Origin of the sequence: Atopobacter phocae ATCC BAA-285 (assembly GCF_000526675.1) — a bacterium.
Classification (GTDB): domain Bacteria; phylum Bacillota; class Bacilli; order Lactobacillales; family Aerococcaceae; genus Atopobacter; species Atopobacter phocae.
In genome coordinates this window covers 24870-44284 of record NZ_JAGN01000008.1, presented here as the reverse complement: position 1 = coordinate 44284, position 19415 = coordinate 24870, and the positions used below count along the sequence as shown (strand labels likewise).

Genomic DNA, 19415 nt, shown 5'->3' with positions numbered 1-19415 from the left:
ATTGTTTTAGCTTCGTTAATTAAATCTGTATAGAATTCAGACATAACGCCTGCTTCTTGAATTTTCTTGATTGCTGCTTCTTTTGCTTCTTTTAAATCTTGAGCTTCACGTGTAGAAATTACTTCTTCAGCTAACATATTAACCGCATCAATTGTATTAGCTTCGTTAATTAAATCAGTGAAGAATTCAGCTGTAACGCCTGCTTGTTTCATTTTTTCAATAGCTATTTCTTTTTGAGCTTGTAATTTTTCAGCAGCTTCAGCTTTTTTAGGGTTGTCATTTTTAAATGACGCTATAACTTCAGTAGATAAATTTTGAATTCCTTGAACCGAATTAGACGCTTTAATTAAGTCAAAGTAGTATTTGTTAGTAATTCCAGCTATTTCCATATCTTTAATAGCTTTATCTTGAGCAGATTTAACCTCTGGGCTAACTTCCGCTACTGTTGCATTGCTGTTTTCTTCAGCTGCATGCACAGAATGAGCATTTGAGAAGGCAAAACCTGTCAAGGCAACGGCACTTAATGTTAATAATTTTTTAGTTTTCATTTTCAATCTCCTTATTTTTTATGATTGTAGTATAATTTTACTATATCTTAAATAAAAAACAACCTTTATACACTCTTTTAAAACAAATATGTTATTTTGTAATATTAACGAAACATTACTGTAATTATTGTTTAATATGTAAATTTATTTTTTCAAAAAAGTATTATTATTCTATAAACTTTTCCTTTTTAAATGTTATTTAATAATTAAACTCATGATAAATAGATAATTAGTTACGGCTCTTAGTTGCTATATCTTCTTGAATCATTTGTAAGAAAGATTCGATGCTTAGCGTTTCTGTTTCTTTTGATCCATAGCGACGAACATTCACTGCTTGTTCTTCTATTTCTTTGTCCCCTACTACTAATTGATACGGTACTTTTTCTTTTTGTGCTTGGCGGATTTTGTATCCTAATTTTTCATTTCGTCCATCAACTACAACGCGTAAGCCGTGACGAGCTAATTTTTCTTTCAATTCATAGGCGAAGTCACCATGTGCATCTAAGTTTACTGGAATCACTGTTGCTTGCACTGGCGCTAACCAAGTTGGGAAGGCTCCTTTATATTCTTCGATTAAATAAGCTGTAAAACGTTCCATTGTCGATACAACTCCACGGTGAATTACCACTGGACGATGTGTATTCTCTCCATCTTCTCCTACGTAAGTTAATTCAAAACGTTCTGGTAATAAGAAGTCTAATTGGATTGTAGACATTGTTTCTTCAATACCAATCGCCGTTTTAAATTGAATATCTAATTTTGGTCCGTAGAATGCTGCTTCTCCACGTGCTTCGAAGTATTCTAAGCCTAATTCATCCATCGCTTCTTTTAACATACGTTCTGCACGTTCCCACATGGCATCGTCATCATAATATTTTTCTTTATCTTCTGGATCACGATAGCTTAAGCGGAAGCGATAATCATTAATGTTAAAGTCATGGTAAACAGCTTTCACTAATTCGATTGTTCGTTTGAATTCGTCTTTAATTTGATCTGGACGTACGAAAATGTGCGCATCATTTAACGTCATTTCACGTACACGTTGTAATCCGGATAGTGCACCACTCTTTTCATAACGGTGCATCATGCCCAATTCAGCAATACGTAATGGCAATTCACGGTAACTACGTACACGGTCTTTATAAATCATCATGTGATGTGGGCAGTTCATCGGACGTAAGACTAACATTTCACCATCACCCATATCCATTGGTGGGAACATGTCATCTTGATAATGCGCCCAGTGTCCACTTGTTTTGTATAAGTTCACATCGGCCATAATTGGTGTATAAACATGTTCATAGCCTAACTCCACTTCTTTATCGACAATATATCGTTCAATCGTGCGACGAATGGTTGCACCTTTTGGTAGCCAAATTGGTAAGCCACTACCCACTTCTTGACTTGTAATAAATAAGTCGAGTTCTTTTCCTAATTTACGGTGGTCACGTTCTCTTGCTTCTTGGCGACGTGTCAATTCTGCTTGTAAGTCTTTCTTATTGAAGAAAGCTGTTCCGTAAACCCGTTGCATCATTTTATTGTCAGAGTTACCGCGCCAATAGGCTCCTGCTAGTGACAATAATTTAAACACTTGAACGTAGCCCGTACTTGGTACGTGAATGCCACGACATAAATCGACAAATTCACCTTGTTTATAAATCGTTAATTGCTCGTCTTCTGGTAAGTCTGAAATAATTTCTACCTTATAAGGATCCTCTTTAAATAATTCTAACGCTTCTGCACGTGACACTTCTTGACGTTCAAATGGTAAATTTTCTTTAACGATTTTCATCATTTCAGCTTCTACTAATGGCAATTGTTCTTCTGTCAATTGTTTTTCCATATCGGTATCATAATAGAAGCCATTTTCAATCGCTGGTCCAACGCCTAAATGAATATTAGGGAATAAGCGTTTTAATGCTTGCGCCATTACGTGAGCAGCAGAGTGACGAACGATGGATAACGCACGCTCGTCATCTTTTGTAATGATTTCCAAAGACCCGTCAACCATTAATGGCTGAGTAAAGTCCACCATTTCTCCATTAAAGACACCGGCGATACTTTGTTTCATTAACCCTTTACTAATTGATTCTGCTACTGATTTAGTTGTCACGCCTGCCTCGTATTGACGCTGAGCGCCATCTGGTAATGTAATTGTAATCATAATCTTCTCTCCTTTATCTTTTGTCCGTTAGTTGTTCCATCATGGCATAAAAAAAAGCCCATAATAGTCCAATGCAACTATTATGGGACGTGTTCACGTGGTTCCACCCATTATTTCCGATGCGAATATCGGCTTTCGTCTTCGATAACGGGAAGTCCGGACTTGTTTCCAAGTCGTACTCTAACAGTGGTCAATGAACAAGGTTGCCGAAGCGTTGCACCACCCGCTTCTCGCTGAAGACAATTCCTTACTATTGTATGCAGTTAGATATGTAACAATTAACGTTTCCATTCATTGTCAATATTTTAAGTAAAAATGAATCACCTGTCAACTGTTTCTAAGAAAAACATTATTTTATCAAACAATTGATTGTTTCACTTTAATAAATGTATCGTCATTACTCACTTGAGCGATAATTTTTCCCTGTGACATGACACTCTTCCGTTAGAAATTTAATGCGTTCCATTAAACGAAGAGCTTTTAACGGTTCTTTCTCACCGCGTTGCGTGACGGTAAAATGTCGTTCCAATTCACTCCACGTTAAATTACTAGAGAAACAAGTTAGCAACTCTTCTTGCATACGATGTTGTAAAATAACCGATAAAATATCATCACGTACCCAGCTCGAGTTGCTTTCCGCACCAATATCGTCAATCATCAGTACTTCCACCGTTTTCATTGTATCGAGGAGCTGACTCATCGATCCATCGGTTGTGCCGATTGTTTGCTTCACTTCATTCACTAACGTTGGATAATGAACTAAAGTCACTTCAAATCCACTCAACGTTAATTCATGCGCTAATGTGGCTAACAAATACGTTTTCCCTGTACCGAAAGGACCGGTTAAATACACACCTTTTTCAAATAAATGACCATCTGTCATACCGTTATAGACGCGCGTTAACGCTTGGATGGCTTGTGCGCGTTCAGCTTCTGGATAAATCGCCTCAAAACTCGCTTGCTTTAAAGATTTCGGTAAATATAATAAACGCAGTCGCTTCGCATCTTTTTGACGTTTCATCTGCTGTTTGTATTGTGTCGTTAAACGATATTCACAATCGATGAATTGACCCGTCCACTTGAGCACGGGTTCTAAATGCGGATTGGCCACTGGTTCATTATGTTGTCGTTTCATGTCTTCAGACATAAATTCATATAAGCGCGAAGAACTAGAACGAATAATTGCATCGGTTAAAACGTCTTCATGATCAGCTAAGAATGCTTTAATCTTAGGATAGTTCAACGTCTCTTTTAATTTTTGTTCCAAACGCTGCGATAAGTCACTTTTGTCAAGATGTGATTGCATCACTTTACTAATCGGTTCCATGCGCGCCTCCTTTATCTTTATCCTTACGTTTCTTCCGTTGAATCGACTGAATATGCTGTTCTAATTGTTGTTTTTCTTCAGGCGACACTTCTTTTGGCTGGTAGGCTTCTTTCGCCCAATCCGGCAATTTCTCTTCTCGTACAAATCGCTTATTAGATTGGCGCGCCGGTTTTACATCCGGGGTACTTTGAGCCTTTTTGAAATGAATTGTTGCTTCAATGGCTTCTTCTGCACTACTAATTTTTTCCATGCGCCACGTATTTAAAATGGCATCAAAGAAATTTTGATGAATTTTTTTGTTTTGATAGATGACTAAAATATAGTAAATCAAAACATTGATCACTTCGCTTGGAATATCTTCGTATCCTAATGCATTTCGAACTAACGATTCTTCGCTTGATTCCACAATGCCGTTCATTTGATTTTTTAAAGTACTTAAAAACAGTTGCGGCGGAATTTCTTTAAAGGCTTTTAACAATTCCGTACTCACTGCAATAGCTTGCTTCTTTTTAGCAGGTTGTTTGGCTATTTGAGATGGCACCACCGCTGGAGTTGTTTCCGCTTGTTGGCGATATTGTTCAAAGTCCTCGCTCATCCGTTGTCGAATGACTTGTTGATTAACATCATTGACTGGATGTGCGGCAATAATGACGTTTTTTAATTTAGAGACATCCACCTCATCTTCTTCTTCGTCAAAGCTAGCTAATAAATAATGCGGAATATCAATGGCATTTAAGCGATAATAACGATGCAATACGTTCAATGTTTGACGCACCTCATTCGTGAGATGATTCACTGTCATTCCATAAGGTACTAATCCTTGCAAGATGAAACCCCAATCAATCGGTTCTTCTAACTGACTTGTCTTCAAAAAACGCATACCCGTTGGCGCTTCTTCTCCGCCACGATTCGCTTGAATACTAACCGGCAACGAAAAGATTGATTCAAAAGGTCGTGTTACTTCCACGACATGGCTCGGTAAATCAGTAATCGTACAGCGTGCTTTTAATTGGTGAAAATGTTCATGCGACAAAGTATCTTTTAATAAACTCACGAGTAACTCATCTTTAAAGAAAACTTCTGGTGCAAGTGGTCCTTGCAGTTCAATCCAATATTGTTCAATTTGTTGATCCCAATAGACTTTCACTAAGCGAAGGGACTCCAGACGATTTAAGGCACGCGAAAAATGAGCTAATGACATATCACATTGTTCCAACCAAAAAGAGACACTCATCACTTCGCTTTCCCACATTTCTTCATAAATCCATGCACAGAAAGAATGATAAAGCTGTGTCGATACGACCCCTAAAAACGGTTGATAGAGCAACGTCAACCATTTCAAATGAAGTGGCGTAATCCACTCGACCTGTCGTAATTGAATCGGGGTCATCGGTGTAATACGAAGGTCTTCTACTTTAATTTTCGTCATGTTTCTTACTTGCCTCCATACGCTCCAATTCTTGAATAAACATCGTACGGTCGGTAAATTGACGATACACACTTGCAAAACGGATGTATGCCACATCGTCAATTAATGCTAAGCGTTCCATTACTAAATCTCCAATTTGGGCCGTTTCCATCTCGCCTTCACCACTTTGACGAATTTGATGTTCTACTTCTTGGACGACTTGCTCCAAACGTTCCAATGTAATGGGGCGTTTCTCCGCCGAACGAATCAATCCTTGTAATAATTTTTTTCGATTAAATGCTTCACGCACCCCACTTCGCTTAATGACGACAAGAGGGGGTTGTTCGAGTCGTTCAAATGTCGTGAAACGAAACTCACACGATTCACATACGCGACGACGGCGAATAGTACGACCGTCTTCACTTTGTCTGGAATCGATGACACGTGTACCAATTTGTTGACATTTCGGACATAGCATGGCGTTCTTCCTTTCCGATTTATGGATTAACGGGATGAGACGCTTTCTAACCACGCTTCGACTTGCGCTTTTGTCTCTTCTCTCGTTTTCGAATTATCAATTACTACATCGGCCAAGGTTGCTTTATAACTTAGTGGCAATTGACTTTTTATTTTTAATTGTGCGAGTTCTTGATCAATCTGATCACGAGCCATTAGACGTTGAACTTGAATCGCTTGATCCACAAAAACGAGCACGATTTGATCCACCTGTTGATCATAATTCGTTTCAAATAACAATGGGACATCCATGACAATCAAGTGCGCCCCTTGCTTTTTATAGCGTTCAATTTCATTGAGCATGCGTCGTTTTATTTCAGGATGGGTAATTCGATTCAATTCATAGCGTTTGTCATCATTATGAAAGACAATCGCTCCCAATTTTGAGCGATCGATGGCTCCTGTCTCTGTAAACACTTCTGCCCCAAACATGGCGCGAATTTGTTTTAAAACTGCTTCATCATCCACTAACACTTGATGACTAATTCGATCGGCGTCAACCACCGGAATCTGTTTTTCTTTTAATAGCGTCGCTACATATGATTTCCCCGAAGCAATGCCGCCAGTAAGTCCAATAATACGTGCCATTTTATCTCTCCTTAATTGATATCGCTGTTTGTCACTCATTTACTGTAGAGTGCTCGATTTGACAAGTGGGACAATAGTGTGTCCCGCGTTGTGCTACTTTTATTTTTTGTATAGGGGTTTGACAGCGAACGCACGGCTGTCCCGCTCGTTGATAGACTTTTAATAATTCTTGAAACGTCCCTGCTTCCCCCATTGTGTTCTTATACGTTCGTATCGTGCTTCCTTTTCGTTCGACTGCTTCTTTCAAAATTCGCCGAATTGAATCGAATAATCGTTCAGCTTCAGTGGCTGTCACACAATTAGTTAATGTTTGCGGATGCAACTGCGCATCAAACAATACTTCGTCACAATAAATGTTGCCAATGCCAACCACAGCACGCTGATCCAATAAAAAAGGTTTGAGCATGCGTTGACTTTGATTTAATGCCGCTCGGAAATCATCTAATTTAAAACATTCTGTGAGTGGTTCCGGACCTAAATGTTTTTGGATAAAAAATTCCGGCATGCTCGGTAATGGAACAAGTGTCATTCGTCCAAACTTACGCACATCTAAATACCGCAAGTCGCGACCATCCGCTAAATGGAAAATGACGTGTGTATGTTTAGCATGTGGGGCATCCGTATCAACTACTTGATACTTACCTTCCATTCGTAAATGTGAAATGATTGCCCAATCATCCAGTAAAAAGATTAAATACTTTCCGCGTCGTAACACATCATGAATCGTTTGATTCATTAATGTTTTTGCGAACTTTTCACTTGAAAAAGGCGGAGTAATAATTCGTTCCCAATAGATGCTAACGCCAACTATTGTCGCCTCTTTAACGAGTTCCACTAAACCACGTCGAACCGTTTCAACTTCTGGTAATTCTGGCATCTCATCACCTCCATTGCATTCTTTCCCTATCGTCGTCACAACGTCATGCTTTATTTAGCGTCATACCACGTTGCTCCGTAACTTGTATCACTAATTAACGGAATGGCTAATTCGACTGCGGATTGCATCCATTGTGGAATGAGACGTTGCATCTCTTCTAATTCATCTTCTGGCACATTAAATACGAGCTCATCGTGCACTTGCAGTAACATCGTCGTTTTGTAATTTTGTTCGGTTAAATGACGATCAATTTGAATCATTGCTATTTTAATGATATCGGCTGCCGTTCCTTGAATTGGTGAATTCATCGCTGTTCGTTCTGCGAAGGAACGCACGTTGAAATTCGATGAGTGCAAATCAGGTAAGTAGCGTCGACGATTAAAGAGCGTTTCTACATACCCTTTTTCACGCGCTTCAACAACTACATCTTTCATGAATTGTTCGACTTGTGGATAAGTTTTCAAATAATTATCGATAAATGTTTTTGCTGTTTTGCGCGGAATGTTTAAGTTTTGTGACAAGCCGTAATCGCTAATACCATAGACAATTCCAAAGTTAACAGCTTTCGCTTGACGACGTTCTAATGCCGTCACTTCACTTAACGATTCTTTGTGGAAAACTTTCATCGCCGTTAGCGTATGAATATCATCGCCATGCATAAAAGCCGCTTGCATTGCTTGGTCTTGACTAATATGCGCCAGTACGCGTAACTCAATTTGTGAATAGTCACTGGCTAGTAATACACTGTCCGGTTCATTCGGTTCGAGTGCTTGACGAATCAAACGTCCTTCTGCCGTTCGGATAGGTATATTTTGTAAGTTAGGATCAGCTGAACTTAAACGACCTGTTTGAGTTAACGTTTGAATGAAACGAGTATGAATACGTCCATCACTTTGTTGCGCCTCTTTTAAACCGGCAACATACGTTGATTGCAGTTTACTTAACATGCGATACGTTAAAATTGAATCGATAATTGGATGCTCACCTTGTAGTTTCTCCAATACATCTGCTGCCGTAGAATATCCCGTTTTTGTCTTTTTAATCACAGGTAATTTTAATTGTTCGAATAGCACTTCACCTAATTGTTTCGTAGATTTAACATTGAATGGTTCCGTTGCATACGATTGAATGGTTGCTTCTAGCTCGTCCAATCGCTCACCGAAAGTTGCTTCCAAATCACTTAGTGTTGCTTCGTTTAATTTGATACCTTCGATTTCCATTTTCGCTAGTACACGGGCTAACGGAAGTTCCATATTGTGGACTAAATCCCATTGCTCTAACTGCTCTAATTGTGCTGGTAAGAAACTTAATAATTCAGCAATCACGTGCATCTTTTGAGCTAAAAATGCGCCCCACTTGTCTCGATCAGCAGGAATCTTTTGTTTCGCTCCTTTTCCATAGAAGCTTTCATTCGTTTCATAATGTTCATCTTTTAATTGATTTAACGTCACGTTTGGATCAAAATGCGCCGAATCGGTATGAGTAATATAAGCTTCTAATAATGCATCACGTTCAATCGTTAAAACCGGCCATCCCATGAATCGTTCAGCTAGGACCCAGTGTCGTTTCGCATCGAAAGTTTGAATAGTAACATCTTCCAACCACTTTTTAACGGGTTCACTTTGCGCTAATTCAATGGATAATCCATACGTTTCTTTTGTCGCTACATCATAAAAACAAACAGCTTCTAATGCTCCGGTTTGATAATTTTCATTTAATGATTCAATCCATAGTACGACTTCTTCTAATGCAGTCAATCGATTGAGATCACCGGCTTCAAGCCATGTAAAGGGATTATTCACGGTTGTATTAGCAGCTGAACTAGCGGCCATCGCTTCTGATTGCCACAATTGTAAAGTAGTCTCAGGCATCTGTTGTAAAAACTGATTAAAATTCAATTGTCGATATAATTCAATTAATTTGCTTGTTGACTGGTCCACCAATTGTAAGCGATCTACTGTTATCATTTCATCTAGTGGTGCATCTATTCGGATTCGAGCTAAGTCTTGCGCGAGAAAAGCAACTTCTTTTTCATTTTGTAAGTTTTCTTTTCGCTTACTCTTCTTCATATCGTCGACGTGTTCATATAAGTTTTCTAACGTTTCGTATGTTTGAATCAATTGTAATGCTGTTTTAGGACCAATACCGGTGACCCCTTTATAATTATCAGATGAATCACCTTGTAAAGCTTTCACATCGATTAATTGTTCAGGGCGTAAGCCCATCGTTTCTTTTAACGAAGCTACCGTATGCGTTTCAAGTTCGGACACACCCGATTTCGTAATATCCACGCGTACATACTCATTGACTAATTGAATTAAATCACGGTCTCCCGTTAAAATGACTGTCTCCATTTGCATCGCATTCGCTTGGTGAGCCAATGTACCAATAATGTCGTCCGCTTCGTACTGGTCTAAACGATAATGGACAATTCCCATTGCATCTAACAGCTGACTGAAATAGGGCAACTGTTCGCGCATTTCATCGGGCATACTTTTACGTCCGCCTTTATATTCGGCGTACTTTTCTGTTCGGAAGGTTGTCCGTCCCGCATCAAATGCCACTAAGACGTGTGTCGGTTGCTCAATTTGCATGACCGTCTGTAACATACGAACGAACCCAAATAAGGCATTCGTATGTAAACCTGAACTTGTTTTAAAACTTTGAATATTCATAATGGCATAAAACGCCCGGAACATTAAACTTGATCCATCGACTAATAATAATTTTTTCTTTGACATATTGTCTTCCTCTCTTTTGGTCCATGCCGCTTGTTAGGTTGACATGACTTTTCATTGTGCTATATCATACGTCCCTTGCATCATCTCTAATGATTTGAATAGTTTAAGTATATCATAGAAAAGGAGTTGACCATAGAACTAGGCGATGAGTTTCCACGTATAAAAAAAGTCCAAGTGAGGTCTCCGAATGATCTGATTACACAGAGCATTTGGCGCCTACTTAGACTAATCATTTTATTTTATAGTTGATTTGGCGTTGTTTCGCTTAATATTTTTTCATAAGCACGTTCGAATTTTTGAACATCGCCGGCTCCCATAAAGATACATACCGCATCTTTGAAATCAAGTAACGGACTCATATCGTCTAATGTTAAGACATTGGAGCCTTCAATTAAACGAGCTAAGTCAAAGATTGTAACATCACCTTTGTCTTCACGAACTGAACCAAAAATATCACATAAAAAGACGTGATCGGCTGTTTTTAAAGCATCAGCGAAATCACTCATTAAAGCCACTGTTCGAGTAAACGTGTGCGGTTGGAACACGGCAACGATTTCTTTATCTGGATATTTTTGATGTGCTGCATCTAGTGTCGCCCGAATTTCTTGTGGGTGATGTGCATAGTCATCAATAATAATCATATCGTTCACACGTTTTTCGCTAAAACGTCGTTTTACTCCTTTAAATGTGAGCAATTGTTCTTTAACAGCCTGTTTATCTACCCCCTCTAAATACGTAATAGCAATGACTGCTGTCGCATTTAAAATGTTATGCGTACCAAATGTTGGAATCGTAAAACGATCATATAAAGCACCGTCTACATATAAATCAAAGGCAGAACCTGTTGTCATTTTTTCAACGTTTTTAATTTGGAAATGGTTCGTCTCATTAAAACCATAATGATATACTGGTAAATCACTTTGAATTCGACTCGCATAAGGGTCATCTCCTGCAACGACTAGCGCCTTCTTCACTTGATGACTGAAACTTTGGAAGGCATCAAATACATCTTCGATATCTAAGTAATAATCAGGATGATCGAAGTCAACATTCGTAATAATCGCATAATCAGGATGATAAGACATAAATGTCCGTTTATATTCACAAGCTTCTAAAATAAAGTAATTGGAATTCAATGCCCCAAATCCGGTCCCGTCTCCGATTAAATAGCTGGTTTGATCCAAGCCTTTTAATACATGAGCGAGTAAGCCAGTGGTACTTGTTTTCCCATGTGACCCAGTGATAGCTACACTCGTATGGTGACTCAATAAGCCACTTAAAAATTCTGGATAGCGTGTAATTGATAACCCAAGCTCCATCGCACGCATCACTTCTTCGTGTGTATCTGGAAAAGCGTTACCGACAATTAACGTTAATCCGGGCTGGATATTGTTCGCATCAAAGGGATAAATCGGAATGTTGGCGTCGTCTAATCCTTTTTGTGTAAAGAAATAATTATCTAAATCGGATCCTTGAACGTTGTATCCCATTCCCGCCAAAATTAAGGCAAGTGCGCTCATTCCAGAACCTTTAATCCCAACAAAATGATAGGTTGTATCACGATTCATTATTTTTCCTCCTCATTAGCGACAAAATAAATAAGAGCTTCTTTTGGACGTGTCAAATAGTCAATATATGGTTGATAGTTGATTGTGTCCAATTTAGCTGGTCCAATGCCGCTTCGTGGTTTTGGTAATGGAGTTACTTGAAACGGTTGACGCTGATACTTTTTAAAGGAATCAGCTGCAACATACGTATCGAACTCTTTTTGAAATGGTTGATCGTCTTCATAACGGACTAACGTTGGTTGTTCTTCTCTTTTATGATGATTCGTTTCAATCAATGGTTGATCCGGCAATTTATGATGTTGATCTAATTGTCGCGGGATACCACGATGCGTTTGAACCGGTTGTTGACTCATATAATTCGGAAAAGTTACCCGTTTCGTTTCATCAAAAGATTCACGTTCGTCAATCATTGCTCAAGCTCTTCTTTTATGGCAGCCATCGCTGACATGCCTGGTTGATAAGCTTTATTAAAGACATATATCCCACGTTCTGTTGATGCTTGTTTAATTCCTAATTCACGCAGCGAACAAATCATTCCCTCACTTTTTACTCCGCGTAATTCACCGGTGTAGATTTCAACACCGTTAGGCATAACTGTACCAGGTGTTGCAACAATCACTGTTTGCTCCGCATCAATATTAGGTGCGCCACACACAACTTGTAAGTCACGTTCACCTCCAACATTAACGGTTGTCACGTGTAAATGATCACTATCTTCATGATCACGACAGCTTGTCACGTATCCAACGACTAAAGCTGATTCAAAACGTAAACTAATTGGTTCAAAGCCTTGTTCGCTTAATAATTGATTAATGACCGCTTCGTCTTGTTCAGTCAATGTCACATGTCCTGCCCCTTCAATCGTTAAATAATCCGAAATCGATTGAATATTATAACCAACAATTGTATCATCTGATACACGTTTTAATTGTGTAACTGAACCTTTTGTTTGAATAGCTACGTCATCTCGATGACCTTGTCCACTCGATAAAAGGAGTACGTCACCGATACCATTTGAATTGTAAAATGTATTAAATTTCATTTTTTTCTCTCCATTCGTTTATTAACATCCGTTATTTTTGAAGTTATTTAGCTGGGTTCAAACGGATGTTACTAATTGTGTCTTTATCTAATGTTTTAATCACTTCAATGATCATACTTAATGCCGCTTGATAATCTGCAATTGAAAATAACGTTTGATGTGTATGAATGTAACGACCAGGAACACCAATCACTGCACTTGGAATACCGTTACCTACTAAATGCGCTGCTCCTGCGTCCGTTCCACCTTTTGAAATAAAGTCTTGATATTTAATACCGTGCGCATCCGCTGTTTCTCTAAGGAATTGAACCATTTGTGGTAAAGTAATCATTCGTGGATCTTGAATACGCATTAAGAATCCATCATCTAAACGCCCTTGCACATTCTCTTTACCTGTTAAATCATTAGCGGGTGAACAATCCACTGCAAAGAATAAATCAGGTTGGAATTGATGTGTTGATACTCGCGCACCACGTAGTCCAACTTCCTCTTGCACGTTTGCCCCAATGACTAATGTATAAGGTAATTCGATGTCTTTAATAGCATGTAACGTTTCAATTAATGCAATACAACCATAACGATTGTCCCATGCTTTACTAATAATTCGTTTCTTATTAGCAGTTAAAACTGTTTCAGATTGCGGTACAATTGCATCGCCAATTCGTACGCCATATTCATGCGCTTCTTCAGCCGATTCAAAACCAGCGTCAAACAAAATGTCATCAACCGTAATATCTTTCTTCCCGCTTGTGCCACGTAATAGGTGAGGTGGAACAGAACTTGAAATACATGGATATGTCCCTTTTTGAGTAAATAAGGTAAAGCGTTGGCTACTCACCACGTGTGGATTCCACCCGCCAAGTGGTGCAACATTAAACAATCCTTGTTTATTGATGTTTGTCACCATGAAGCCGACTTCGTCCATATGACTCGCAAACATAACAACCGGCGTGTCTTCGTTATGATTTTTAGCTCGTTTAATACCAAAAATCCCACCTAACCCATCTTGTTGAATTTCATCTACAAATGGTTCCATAGCTTCACGCATCATTTCACGAATCGGTTTCTCAAAGCCACTCGTTCCTTGTGCCTCTGTAAAAGTTTTAATTAGTTGCCAAGATGTGTCACTCAATTCCATCTGTCTTCCTCCTTATTTTTACTTTTGTAAATCCTTCATTTTTGACTAAAAAATAGCGTCCATCTATTTGCTTTTTTTATTCGTATAATTCGCTAACTTATTATAGCGAATTTCAAGTAAAATCGCAAAGTCCTAAGAGTTTTTCTTTACAAGCGACTTCGCGATATATCTTGATATGACTACAAAATTGAGTATGACTAGCTATATTTTCCTTTTCAACTGTCTAAAAAAATTCTTAAAAATAAAATTTTAATGAAAAGCCTTTTTTTAATTTATTTTTTGTTATAATAATTTTACAGGTGTTATGTATTTTCAGCTTTAATATCCACCGTTTACACCCACTATTTGATGAAATTCGTATAGAAAGGATGTTTATATGCCGAAATCTCAAAGAAAAGAACTCTCACCTCTTGGTCTAGGAATTACCGCAGCGTTATCTGTTTTAACTGTTATTGGATCAATTAGTTATTACTTTTACAATAAACGAATTGACCCTGAAGATGCGCTAGAACGGGTTATGGCTTATTGCAAGCATTCCCCTTGTATTGTTGGCTCATGGATTAGTCACATTCCGCAAGATTTACCTGGTCGATTTAGTAATTTGGAAGTCTATCATGGCGCTATTCAAATTAAAGATTCAACTGACGATAGCGTTTTGAACTATCACTTTACCGTTGATACGCACACTGGACGCATTTGTTCTTTCCAGCTGACTGCGGTTGAAGCGTCTGAAAATAACACAACTTTATTAACTAAAAATAAAAAGAGTTGAGTAATTACTCAACTCCATTTTTTATAAGCACTCATTCGAACTTGATTCGACATGAGTTTTTTTATACTTATTTTTAGTCTAATTCAACGGGTTTAAATTGATAACGCGCACGATAAATCGGCCCGTTTGGACTAAATTTTTGTTCATACTCAGTCATGACATTGTCTGGGTCTTGATCACGATGTAAGTCAAGCGACACTTCTGTTAAGTGCAAACCTGTTGCATTAAATGAAACGAGTGAATATTCAAATAATTTACGGTTGTCCGTTTTTAATTGAAGCTGCCCATTCTCGTTTAATATTTTTTTGTAAGTTTTGATGAAAAGCGGGTGTGTTAAACGACGTTTCGCATGACGTTTTTTAGGCCACGGATCCGAAAAGTTTAAATAAATTTGGTCCACTTCACCATCATTAAAATATTGCGTTAATTCACTACCATTTGAATGTAATAAACGCACATTTGGCAATGGATCGTCTAATAATTTTTGTAGTACAACCACTAATACACTTTCTTGTAATTCCACACCGACAAAATTAATTGTTGGATGCAAGCGAGCCATTTCTACTATAAATTGCCCTTTACCCGTTCCAATTTCTACATGAAGAGGCTGCTCGTTACCGAATAACTCATGCCACTTACCACGCCATTCAACCGGATGATCTAATACCCATTCCGGATGGCTATCCATTAAATCTTTCGCCCACGGTTTATGTCTTAAACGCATTTCTATTCTCCTTTACTTTCATGAAAAAACAAAGCAATCTTGGCTTTATACGTCCATGATTGCTCGCTCATTATAGATGTGTTTCATTAAAATAATTTTTTCATTGACTTCTCTTAACCGTCCTTCAAAATGTCCCTGTTTAATAAATAAAAGTAAATTCATCAAACAAAACCATTCAAAACGTTGGTATAAACTGTTCGTCATTTCTAATCCGTATTGTTCAAACCAAGCTTCCCATTGGTTTAATGGAACATAATTCGTTACCACATACGCCACGTCATACATGGGATCAGAGATACGGACTTTCTCCCAATCCACTAAATAAAGTGATTGGTTATCTGTCTCAATAAAGTTTTTGCGATTCAAATCACCATGACATACTGTCTTATGATAACAAGTAATCACATCTTGTGTTTCAATTAAGTAATCGAGCACCCGATTCACCCATTGATGGGTTTGTAAATCACGATGCAAATTTTCTTTAAATTCCACTACAAAATCTCGCGGTTCGTAAACTCTTCCTTGAAGCTGTTCTAACATACTCAGCAATCGAGTACTCAGATGAACGTTCTTAATAATATCAACGACATCTGGGCGACTCATATCTTCTGGTTCTAACGTTCGCCCTTCTAACCATTCTTGGGCAGTCAAAATGTCGCCATTATGTGCTCGTCTCGTCCAGATTAAGCGAGCTGTAATCCCTTCGTTCGACAAAGCCGCTAAGAAAGGTGAAGAGTTTTTCTTCAAAAAAATTCGTTGGTTTTCTTTTGTTCCCATGTAAGCTTGTCCCGTATCGCCACCAACAGGATGTAGTTGCCAACCCGAGTCCATATTGTAATCCATAACTGTTCCACCTTAACTCACTTAAAATTTATTCGCTTATTGTCCGTGTTTTTTTATCTTCATGCGCGAAGATAAGATGCCAATAATAATGACACCTCCACAATAAATAGCTAGTTGTTCGATTGATAAATGTTTCAAATGAATGACTCTATTAACTATACCTAAAATTATCGCCTGTGACAACAAAACAATCCAAATCATTCGTTTAAAATCGAGTCGAAATGATTCTACATGATCCAATCGACTCAAAATAGATGATTTATTAAGTTCTAAATCCTTTAATTGACGCCATTTTAAACTTAATATAACTAAACTCGTCCACGCAATTAATCCATTCAACCAAATTGATGAAATGGTTGCGCTGATCACTATACTACCAAATAAAACGCCTAATGAAAACAGAACATAGCCTCTTTCACGAAAAGCATGGGTTAAAACGTACCATCCTTTAATACTTGCCATTCGCTTTCTTATCGGAATAAGTATCGAATTCAAGCCGTTAAACGGTTCGGTCATTTGCCGTTGATATTCCCGAACGGTTGTAAATTGACTGAAAAATAATAGCACACGTTGCATGCGCTCATTTTCTTCTTGCACCCAGTCTGGCCATGTTTGTTGTTGGAATCGTTTATTTTTCCACATGTACCGTCCAATTAAAAGAAGTCCGCTCACTAATACGGCAACTATTAATTCCATCGTATACACTTTGAACAACCCGCTCAATACGAGCCAATATACGCCCCACATTAGAATTCGTGTCCATAATGTTTGTCGCTTAGCTCGCTCAAAATAATTAGCCCAAAGCTTTTCATCTGCTCGCATAAAAAACATGTCCGCTGGTTTAATTAATAATACGAATGAAAAAGCTAAGGTTATGAATAGACTACCTAAGAAAAAAAATAACAGTAACATACGTCCGACAAACGTTGGCTCATTTAAAAACGGTTGAGCAAAATAAACAAAACCACCAAGTAAAAAGAATAACATCAACATGGAATGATCATTCAATACATACTTTAAATAGTGCGACATTTGCTTTACATACTTCTTTTGTCGTGCCGCATAAAGTTGCCGACCGCGCTCCTTTTGATTCAATGTATCCATTAGTCACTCACCTCACACTTCTCGTAATAAGTCAGTCGCTACGCGTTGACTTTGACCGACTAAGTGGAAGTAAGCGTCGGATAGGTTGTGGGTATGAGTAGTTGCTAATAATTCATCAAGTGTGCCTGTATTAATAACTTGGCCTGCATCAATAATAATAAAGTGATCACAAAAGCGCTCCGCTGTATCTAACACATGCGTTGAAAGTAAAACTGCACGCCCTTCTTGTTTCTTTATCGTAATGATTTCTAATAACGTTTGAATGCCCAACGGATCTAACCCGAGAAACGGCTCATCAATAACGTAAAGTGGAACGTCTAGCATTAAAGCGCAAACTAACATCACTTTTTGTTGCATGCCTTTTGAAAAGTATGCCGGATAAGAAGTCCACTCATGTTCTAGACGAAATGCTTTTAAATAATTTAGCGCACGCTTTTTAATACGTTCTTTGTCGTCAACGTGATATGATGTAAGCACAAGTTCCACGTGCTCTTGTACGGTTAACTCTTGATAAAGCATTGGCATCTCTGGTACATAAGCTAGTTGCTTTAAATAATTAGGCGCATTTAATGATAGCCCATGATTTATAATTTGTCCTTGACGCAATGGTAATAAACCCAAAATGTGTTTAATCGTCGTTGATTTCCCCGCTCCGTTTAACCCAATGAGGGCTGTAATACTAGCGGTTGGCACTTGAAACGATACATCATGAAGTACCTCTTTATTTAAATATCCACCACTAACATGCTGTAGCTCTAACATTCGTTCACCTCATTCAATTGCTCAATAAATAGTGTAATTATTGTATCACAAATTAATTGGAAGCTAAAACATGAACATCAACTTTTCATTAATTTATTTTTTTACTTTTTTATAATATTTTTACTTGTAATTATACAATATTTAAAATTATAATTGACATTTTATTGAATATAAGTATGATTAAATTATCAAAAATCAAATAAATACTAGGAGGAACCCTCGCTTTTGAAAACAAAACGAAAAAAAATTATCAAGCGTATTTCGCTTTCTGTTATTGCTATTATTTCTTTAACAGTCGTCATTGGACTAGGTTATGGGACAGTTTATTTACATAATTATGCCATAAAAACTTCCCCTGGATCATTCGAATCAGACAAACGTTTACCTAATGATGAAGAAAAAAGTACTATCGAACAGTTTGACTTAGGCCCCCACCAATTGGAGTGGCTAACACAGATGAGTCAAGATAACCTTAAACTTTCAGCTGCGTTGTTTACCCACCCACATAAAAAAAGTACACCGAATCGTCTAGTGATTATAGCACACGGTTATGCAAGAAGCCCTGCTGCTATGGAACGATATGCTAAATTATTCTACAAAATGGGCTATGACGTATTATTACCCGCTGCTCGTGGACATGGATTGAGTGAAGGCGAATATCGTGGTATGGGGTGGATGGATCGATTAGACTACAAGCAATGGATCGATAACATTACCAGTCAATATGCTTCAAAGCATCCTGAACAAAAAACGGTAGAAATTGGACTATTTGGATTAAGTATGGGAGCAGCAACTGTAATGATGACAAGTGGTGAGGATTTACCTGACAATGTAAAATTAATTATTGAAGACTGTGGTTATACAAGTATTGATGACGAATTCACTTATCAATTAAAAGAAACTTATAATTTACCACGTCTTCCGATGATTCCTCTCACTTCCTTCTATACACAGTTTGTCGAAGGATTTAATTTTAAAGAAGGTAGCGCAACTAACCAATTACGCAACAATCGTCGCCCCATTCTGTTCATTCATGGTGATACGGATGACTTCGTTCCTACAAAAATGGTAAATGAGTTATATGAGGCCACACAAGGACCAAAAGATATTTGGATTACAAAAGGCGTTGGCCATGCTAAATCATTAGAAACTTATCCAAAAGAATACGAAGAACGTGTCGCGCAATTTTTAACAAACTATTGGCCGGAATAATATAATTATAATAAGGAAGAAGTCCAACGTTTAATCGAGGGCTTCTTTTTTTCTAACCATCTCACTCTCAGTCGTGTACGA

General features: G+C 38.0%; 18 protein-coding genes. 2 read left to right on the top strand and 16 right to left on the bottom strand.

The annotated features are described in order from the left end of the window. The 12 genes from L866_RS08440 to pepA all read right to left on the bottom strand — a co-directional run. On the bottom strand, window positions 1–548 hold a 548-nt coding region (locus tag L866_RS08440), incomplete at its 3' end, for an albumin-binding GA domain-containing protein (protein ID WP_035446010.1). Between the two features lie 229 nt (window positions 549–777). Next, a complete protein-coding gene (gene thrS, locus L866_RS0102635; protein ID WP_025728893.1) occupies window positions 778–2712 on the bottom strand; it encodes a threonine--tRNA ligase in 1935 nt (644 codons plus the stop codon). A gap of 397 nt (window positions 2713–3109) precedes the next feature. After that, entirely contained in the window at window positions 3110–4039 is a 930-nt protein-coding gene (dnaI, locus tag L866_RS0102630) for a primosomal protein DnaI (RefSeq protein WP_025728891.1), read from the bottom strand. Then, window positions 4026–5468, bottom strand: a complete 1443-nt coding sequence (locus tag L866_RS0102625) for a DnaD domain protein (protein ID WP_025728889.1) — start codon at window positions 5466–5468, stop codon at window positions 4026–4028. Before L866_RS0102625 ends, dnaI begins: the two co-directional genes overlap by 14 nt. Beyond that, a complete protein-coding gene (nrdR, locus tag L866_RS0102620) occupies window positions 5455–5925 on the bottom strand; it encodes a transcriptional regulator NrdR (protein WP_025728887.1) in 471 nt (156 codons plus the stop codon). The genes L866_RS0102625 and nrdR overlap by 14 nt, the downstream gene beginning before the upstream one ends. 26 nt (window positions 5926–5951) lie before the next feature. Next, entirely contained in the window at window positions 5952–6551 is a 600-nt protein-coding gene (coaE, locus tag L866_RS0102615; protein WP_025728885.1) for a dephospho-CoA kinase, read from the bottom strand. Between the two features lie 31 nt (window positions 6552–6582). Further along, window positions 6583–7428 carry a DNA-formamidopyrimidine glycosylase gene (gene mutM, locus L866_RS0102610; protein WP_025728883.1) on the bottom strand — a complete coding sequence of 282 codons (846 nt, stop codon included), beginning with the start codon at window positions 7426–7428 and terminating at the stop codon, window positions 6583–6585. 50 nt (window positions 7429–7478) lie between these two features. Beyond that, window positions 7479–10169: a DNA polymerase I gene (gene polA / locus L866_RS0102605; protein ID WP_025728881.1), complete on the bottom strand. Its 2691-nt coding sequence runs from the start codon at window positions 10167–10169 to the stop codon at window positions 7479–7481. A gap of 239 nt (window positions 10170–10408) precedes the next feature. Beyond that, a complete protein-coding gene (murC, locus tag L866_RS0102600) occupies window positions 10409–11737 on the bottom strand; it encodes a UDP-N-acetylmuramate--L-alanine ligase (RefSeq protein ID WP_084030255.1) in 1329 nt (442 codons plus the stop codon). Next, entirely contained in the window at window positions 11737–12147 is a 411-nt protein-coding gene (locus tag L866_RS0102595) for a hypothetical protein (protein ID WP_025728877.1), read from the bottom strand. Before L866_RS0102595 ends, murC begins: the two co-directional genes overlap by 1 nt. Further along, window positions 12144–12779, bottom strand: coding sequence for a YtpR family tRNA-binding protein (gene ytpR, locus L866_RS0102590; protein ID WP_025728874.1), 636 nt, complete (start codon window positions 12777–12779; stop codon window positions 12144–12146). Before ytpR ends, L866_RS0102595 begins: the two co-directional genes overlap by 4 nt. Window positions 12780–12822: 43 nt before the next feature. After that, window positions 12823–13911, bottom strand: coding sequence for a glutamyl aminopeptidase (gene pepA, locus L866_RS0102585; protein ID WP_025728872.1), 1089 nt, complete (start codon window positions 13909–13911; stop codon window positions 12823–12825). Between the two features lie 382 nt (window positions 13912–14293). Here pepA and L866_RS0102580 point away from each other — a divergent pair, with 382 nt between their 5' ends. Beyond that, the gene (locus L866_RS0102580) at window positions 14294–14689 is read left to right on the top strand and encodes a hypothetical protein (protein WP_025728870.1); all 396 of its coding nucleotides are present in this window, start codon (window positions 14294–14296) and stop codon (window positions 14687–14689) included. A 73-nt stretch (window positions 14690–14762) separates the two neighbouring features. On the opposite strand, the gene trmB is transcribed toward L866_RS0102580, so the two are convergent. From trmB to L866_RS0102560, 4 genes are read right to left on the bottom strand one after another with little or no spacing between them, the layout of a single operon-like run. Beyond that, on the bottom strand, window positions 14763–15413 hold the full coding sequence (gene trmB, locus L866_RS0102575) for a tRNA (guanosine(46)-N7)-methyltransferase TrmB (protein WP_025728868.1): 651 nt from the start codon (window positions 15411–15413) through the stop codon (window positions 14763–14765). 45 nt (window positions 15414–15458) lie between these two features. Further along, window positions 15459–16256: a phosphotransferase family protein gene (locus tag L866_RS0102570; RefSeq protein WP_025728866.1), complete on the bottom strand. Its 798-nt coding sequence runs from the start codon at window positions 16254–16256 to the stop codon at window positions 15459–15461. Window positions 16257–16292: 36 nt separating this feature from the next. Next, on the bottom strand, window positions 16293–17360 hold the full coding sequence (locus tag L866_RS0102565) for an ABC transporter permease (RefSeq protein WP_025728865.1): 1068 nt from the start codon (window positions 17358–17360) through the stop codon (window positions 16293–16295). 12 nt (window positions 17361–17372) lie between these two features. Further along, a complete protein-coding gene (locus tag L866_RS0102560) occupies window positions 17373–18122 on the bottom strand; it encodes an ABC transporter ATP-binding protein (RefSeq protein ID WP_025728863.1) in 750 nt (249 codons plus the stop codon). Window positions 18123–18347: 225 nt separating this feature from the next. Here L866_RS0102560 and L866_RS0102555 point away from each other — a divergent pair, with 225 nt between their 5' ends. Then, window positions 18348–19334 (top strand): alpha/beta hydrolase, encoded by a 987-nt coding sequence (locus L866_RS0102555; RefSeq protein ID WP_051452844.1) that lies wholly within the window; start codon window positions 18348–18350, stop codon window positions 19332–19334. Window positions 19335–19415: the final 81 nt, after the last annotated feature.

Bases quoted from the DNA above. Each gene is read 5' to 3' on its own strand.
- L866_RS0102560 (WP_025728863.1), bottom strand. From the start codon at position 18,122: ATGTTAGAGCTACAGCATGTTAGTGGTGGATATTTAAATAAAGAGGTA.
- polA (WP_025728881.1), bottom strand. From the start codon at position 10,169: ATGTCAAAGAAAAAATTATTATTAGTCGATGGATCAAGTTTAATGTTC.
- nrdR (WP_025728887.1), bottom strand. From the start codon at position 5,925: ATGCTATGTCCGAAATGTCAACAAATTGGTACACGTGTCATCGATTCC.
- mutM (WP_025728883.1), bottom strand. From the start codon at position 7,428: ATGCCAGAATTACCAGAAGTTGAAACGGTTCGACGTGGTTTAGTGGAA.
- coaE (WP_025728885.1), bottom strand. From the start codon at position 6,551: ATGGCACGTATTATTGGACTTACTGGCGGCATTGCTTCGGGGAAATCA.
- L866_RS0102625 (WP_025728889.1), bottom strand. From the start codon at position 5,468: ATGACGAAAATTAAAGTAGAAGACCTTCGTATTACACCGATGACCCCG.
- thrS (WP_025728893.1), bottom strand. From the start codon at position 2,712: ATGATTACAATTACATTACCAGATGGCGCTCAGCGTCAATACGAGGCA.
- L866_RS0102580 (WP_025728870.1), top strand. From the start codon at position 14,294: ATGCCGAAATCTCAAAGAAAAGAACTCTCACCTCTTGGTCTAGGAATT.
- dnaI (WP_025728891.1), bottom strand. From the start codon at position 4,039: ATGGAACCGATTAGTAAAGTGATGCAATCACATCTTGACAAAAGTGAC.
- trmB (WP_025728868.1), bottom strand. From the start codon at position 15,413: ATGCGTTTAAGACATAAACCGTGGGCGAAAGATTTAATGGATAGCCAT.
- ytpR (WP_025728874.1), bottom strand. From the start codon at position 12,779: ATGAAATTTAATACATTTTACAATTCAAATGGTATCGGTGACGTACTC.
- murC (WP_084030255.1), bottom strand. From the start codon at position 11,737: ATGAATCGTGATACAACCTATCATTTTGTTGGGATTAAAGGTTCTGGA.
- L866_RS0102595 (WP_025728877.1), bottom strand. From the start codon at position 12,147: ATGATTGACGAACGTGAATCTTTTGATGAAACGAAACGGGTAACTTTT.
- L866_RS0102570 (WP_025728866.1), bottom strand. From the start codon at position 16,256: ATGGATTACAATATGGACTCGGGTTGGCAACTACATCCTGTTGGTGGC.
- L866_RS0102565 (WP_025728865.1), bottom strand. From the start codon at position 17,360: ATGGATACATTGAATCAAAAGGAGCGCGGTCGGCAACTTTATGCGGCA.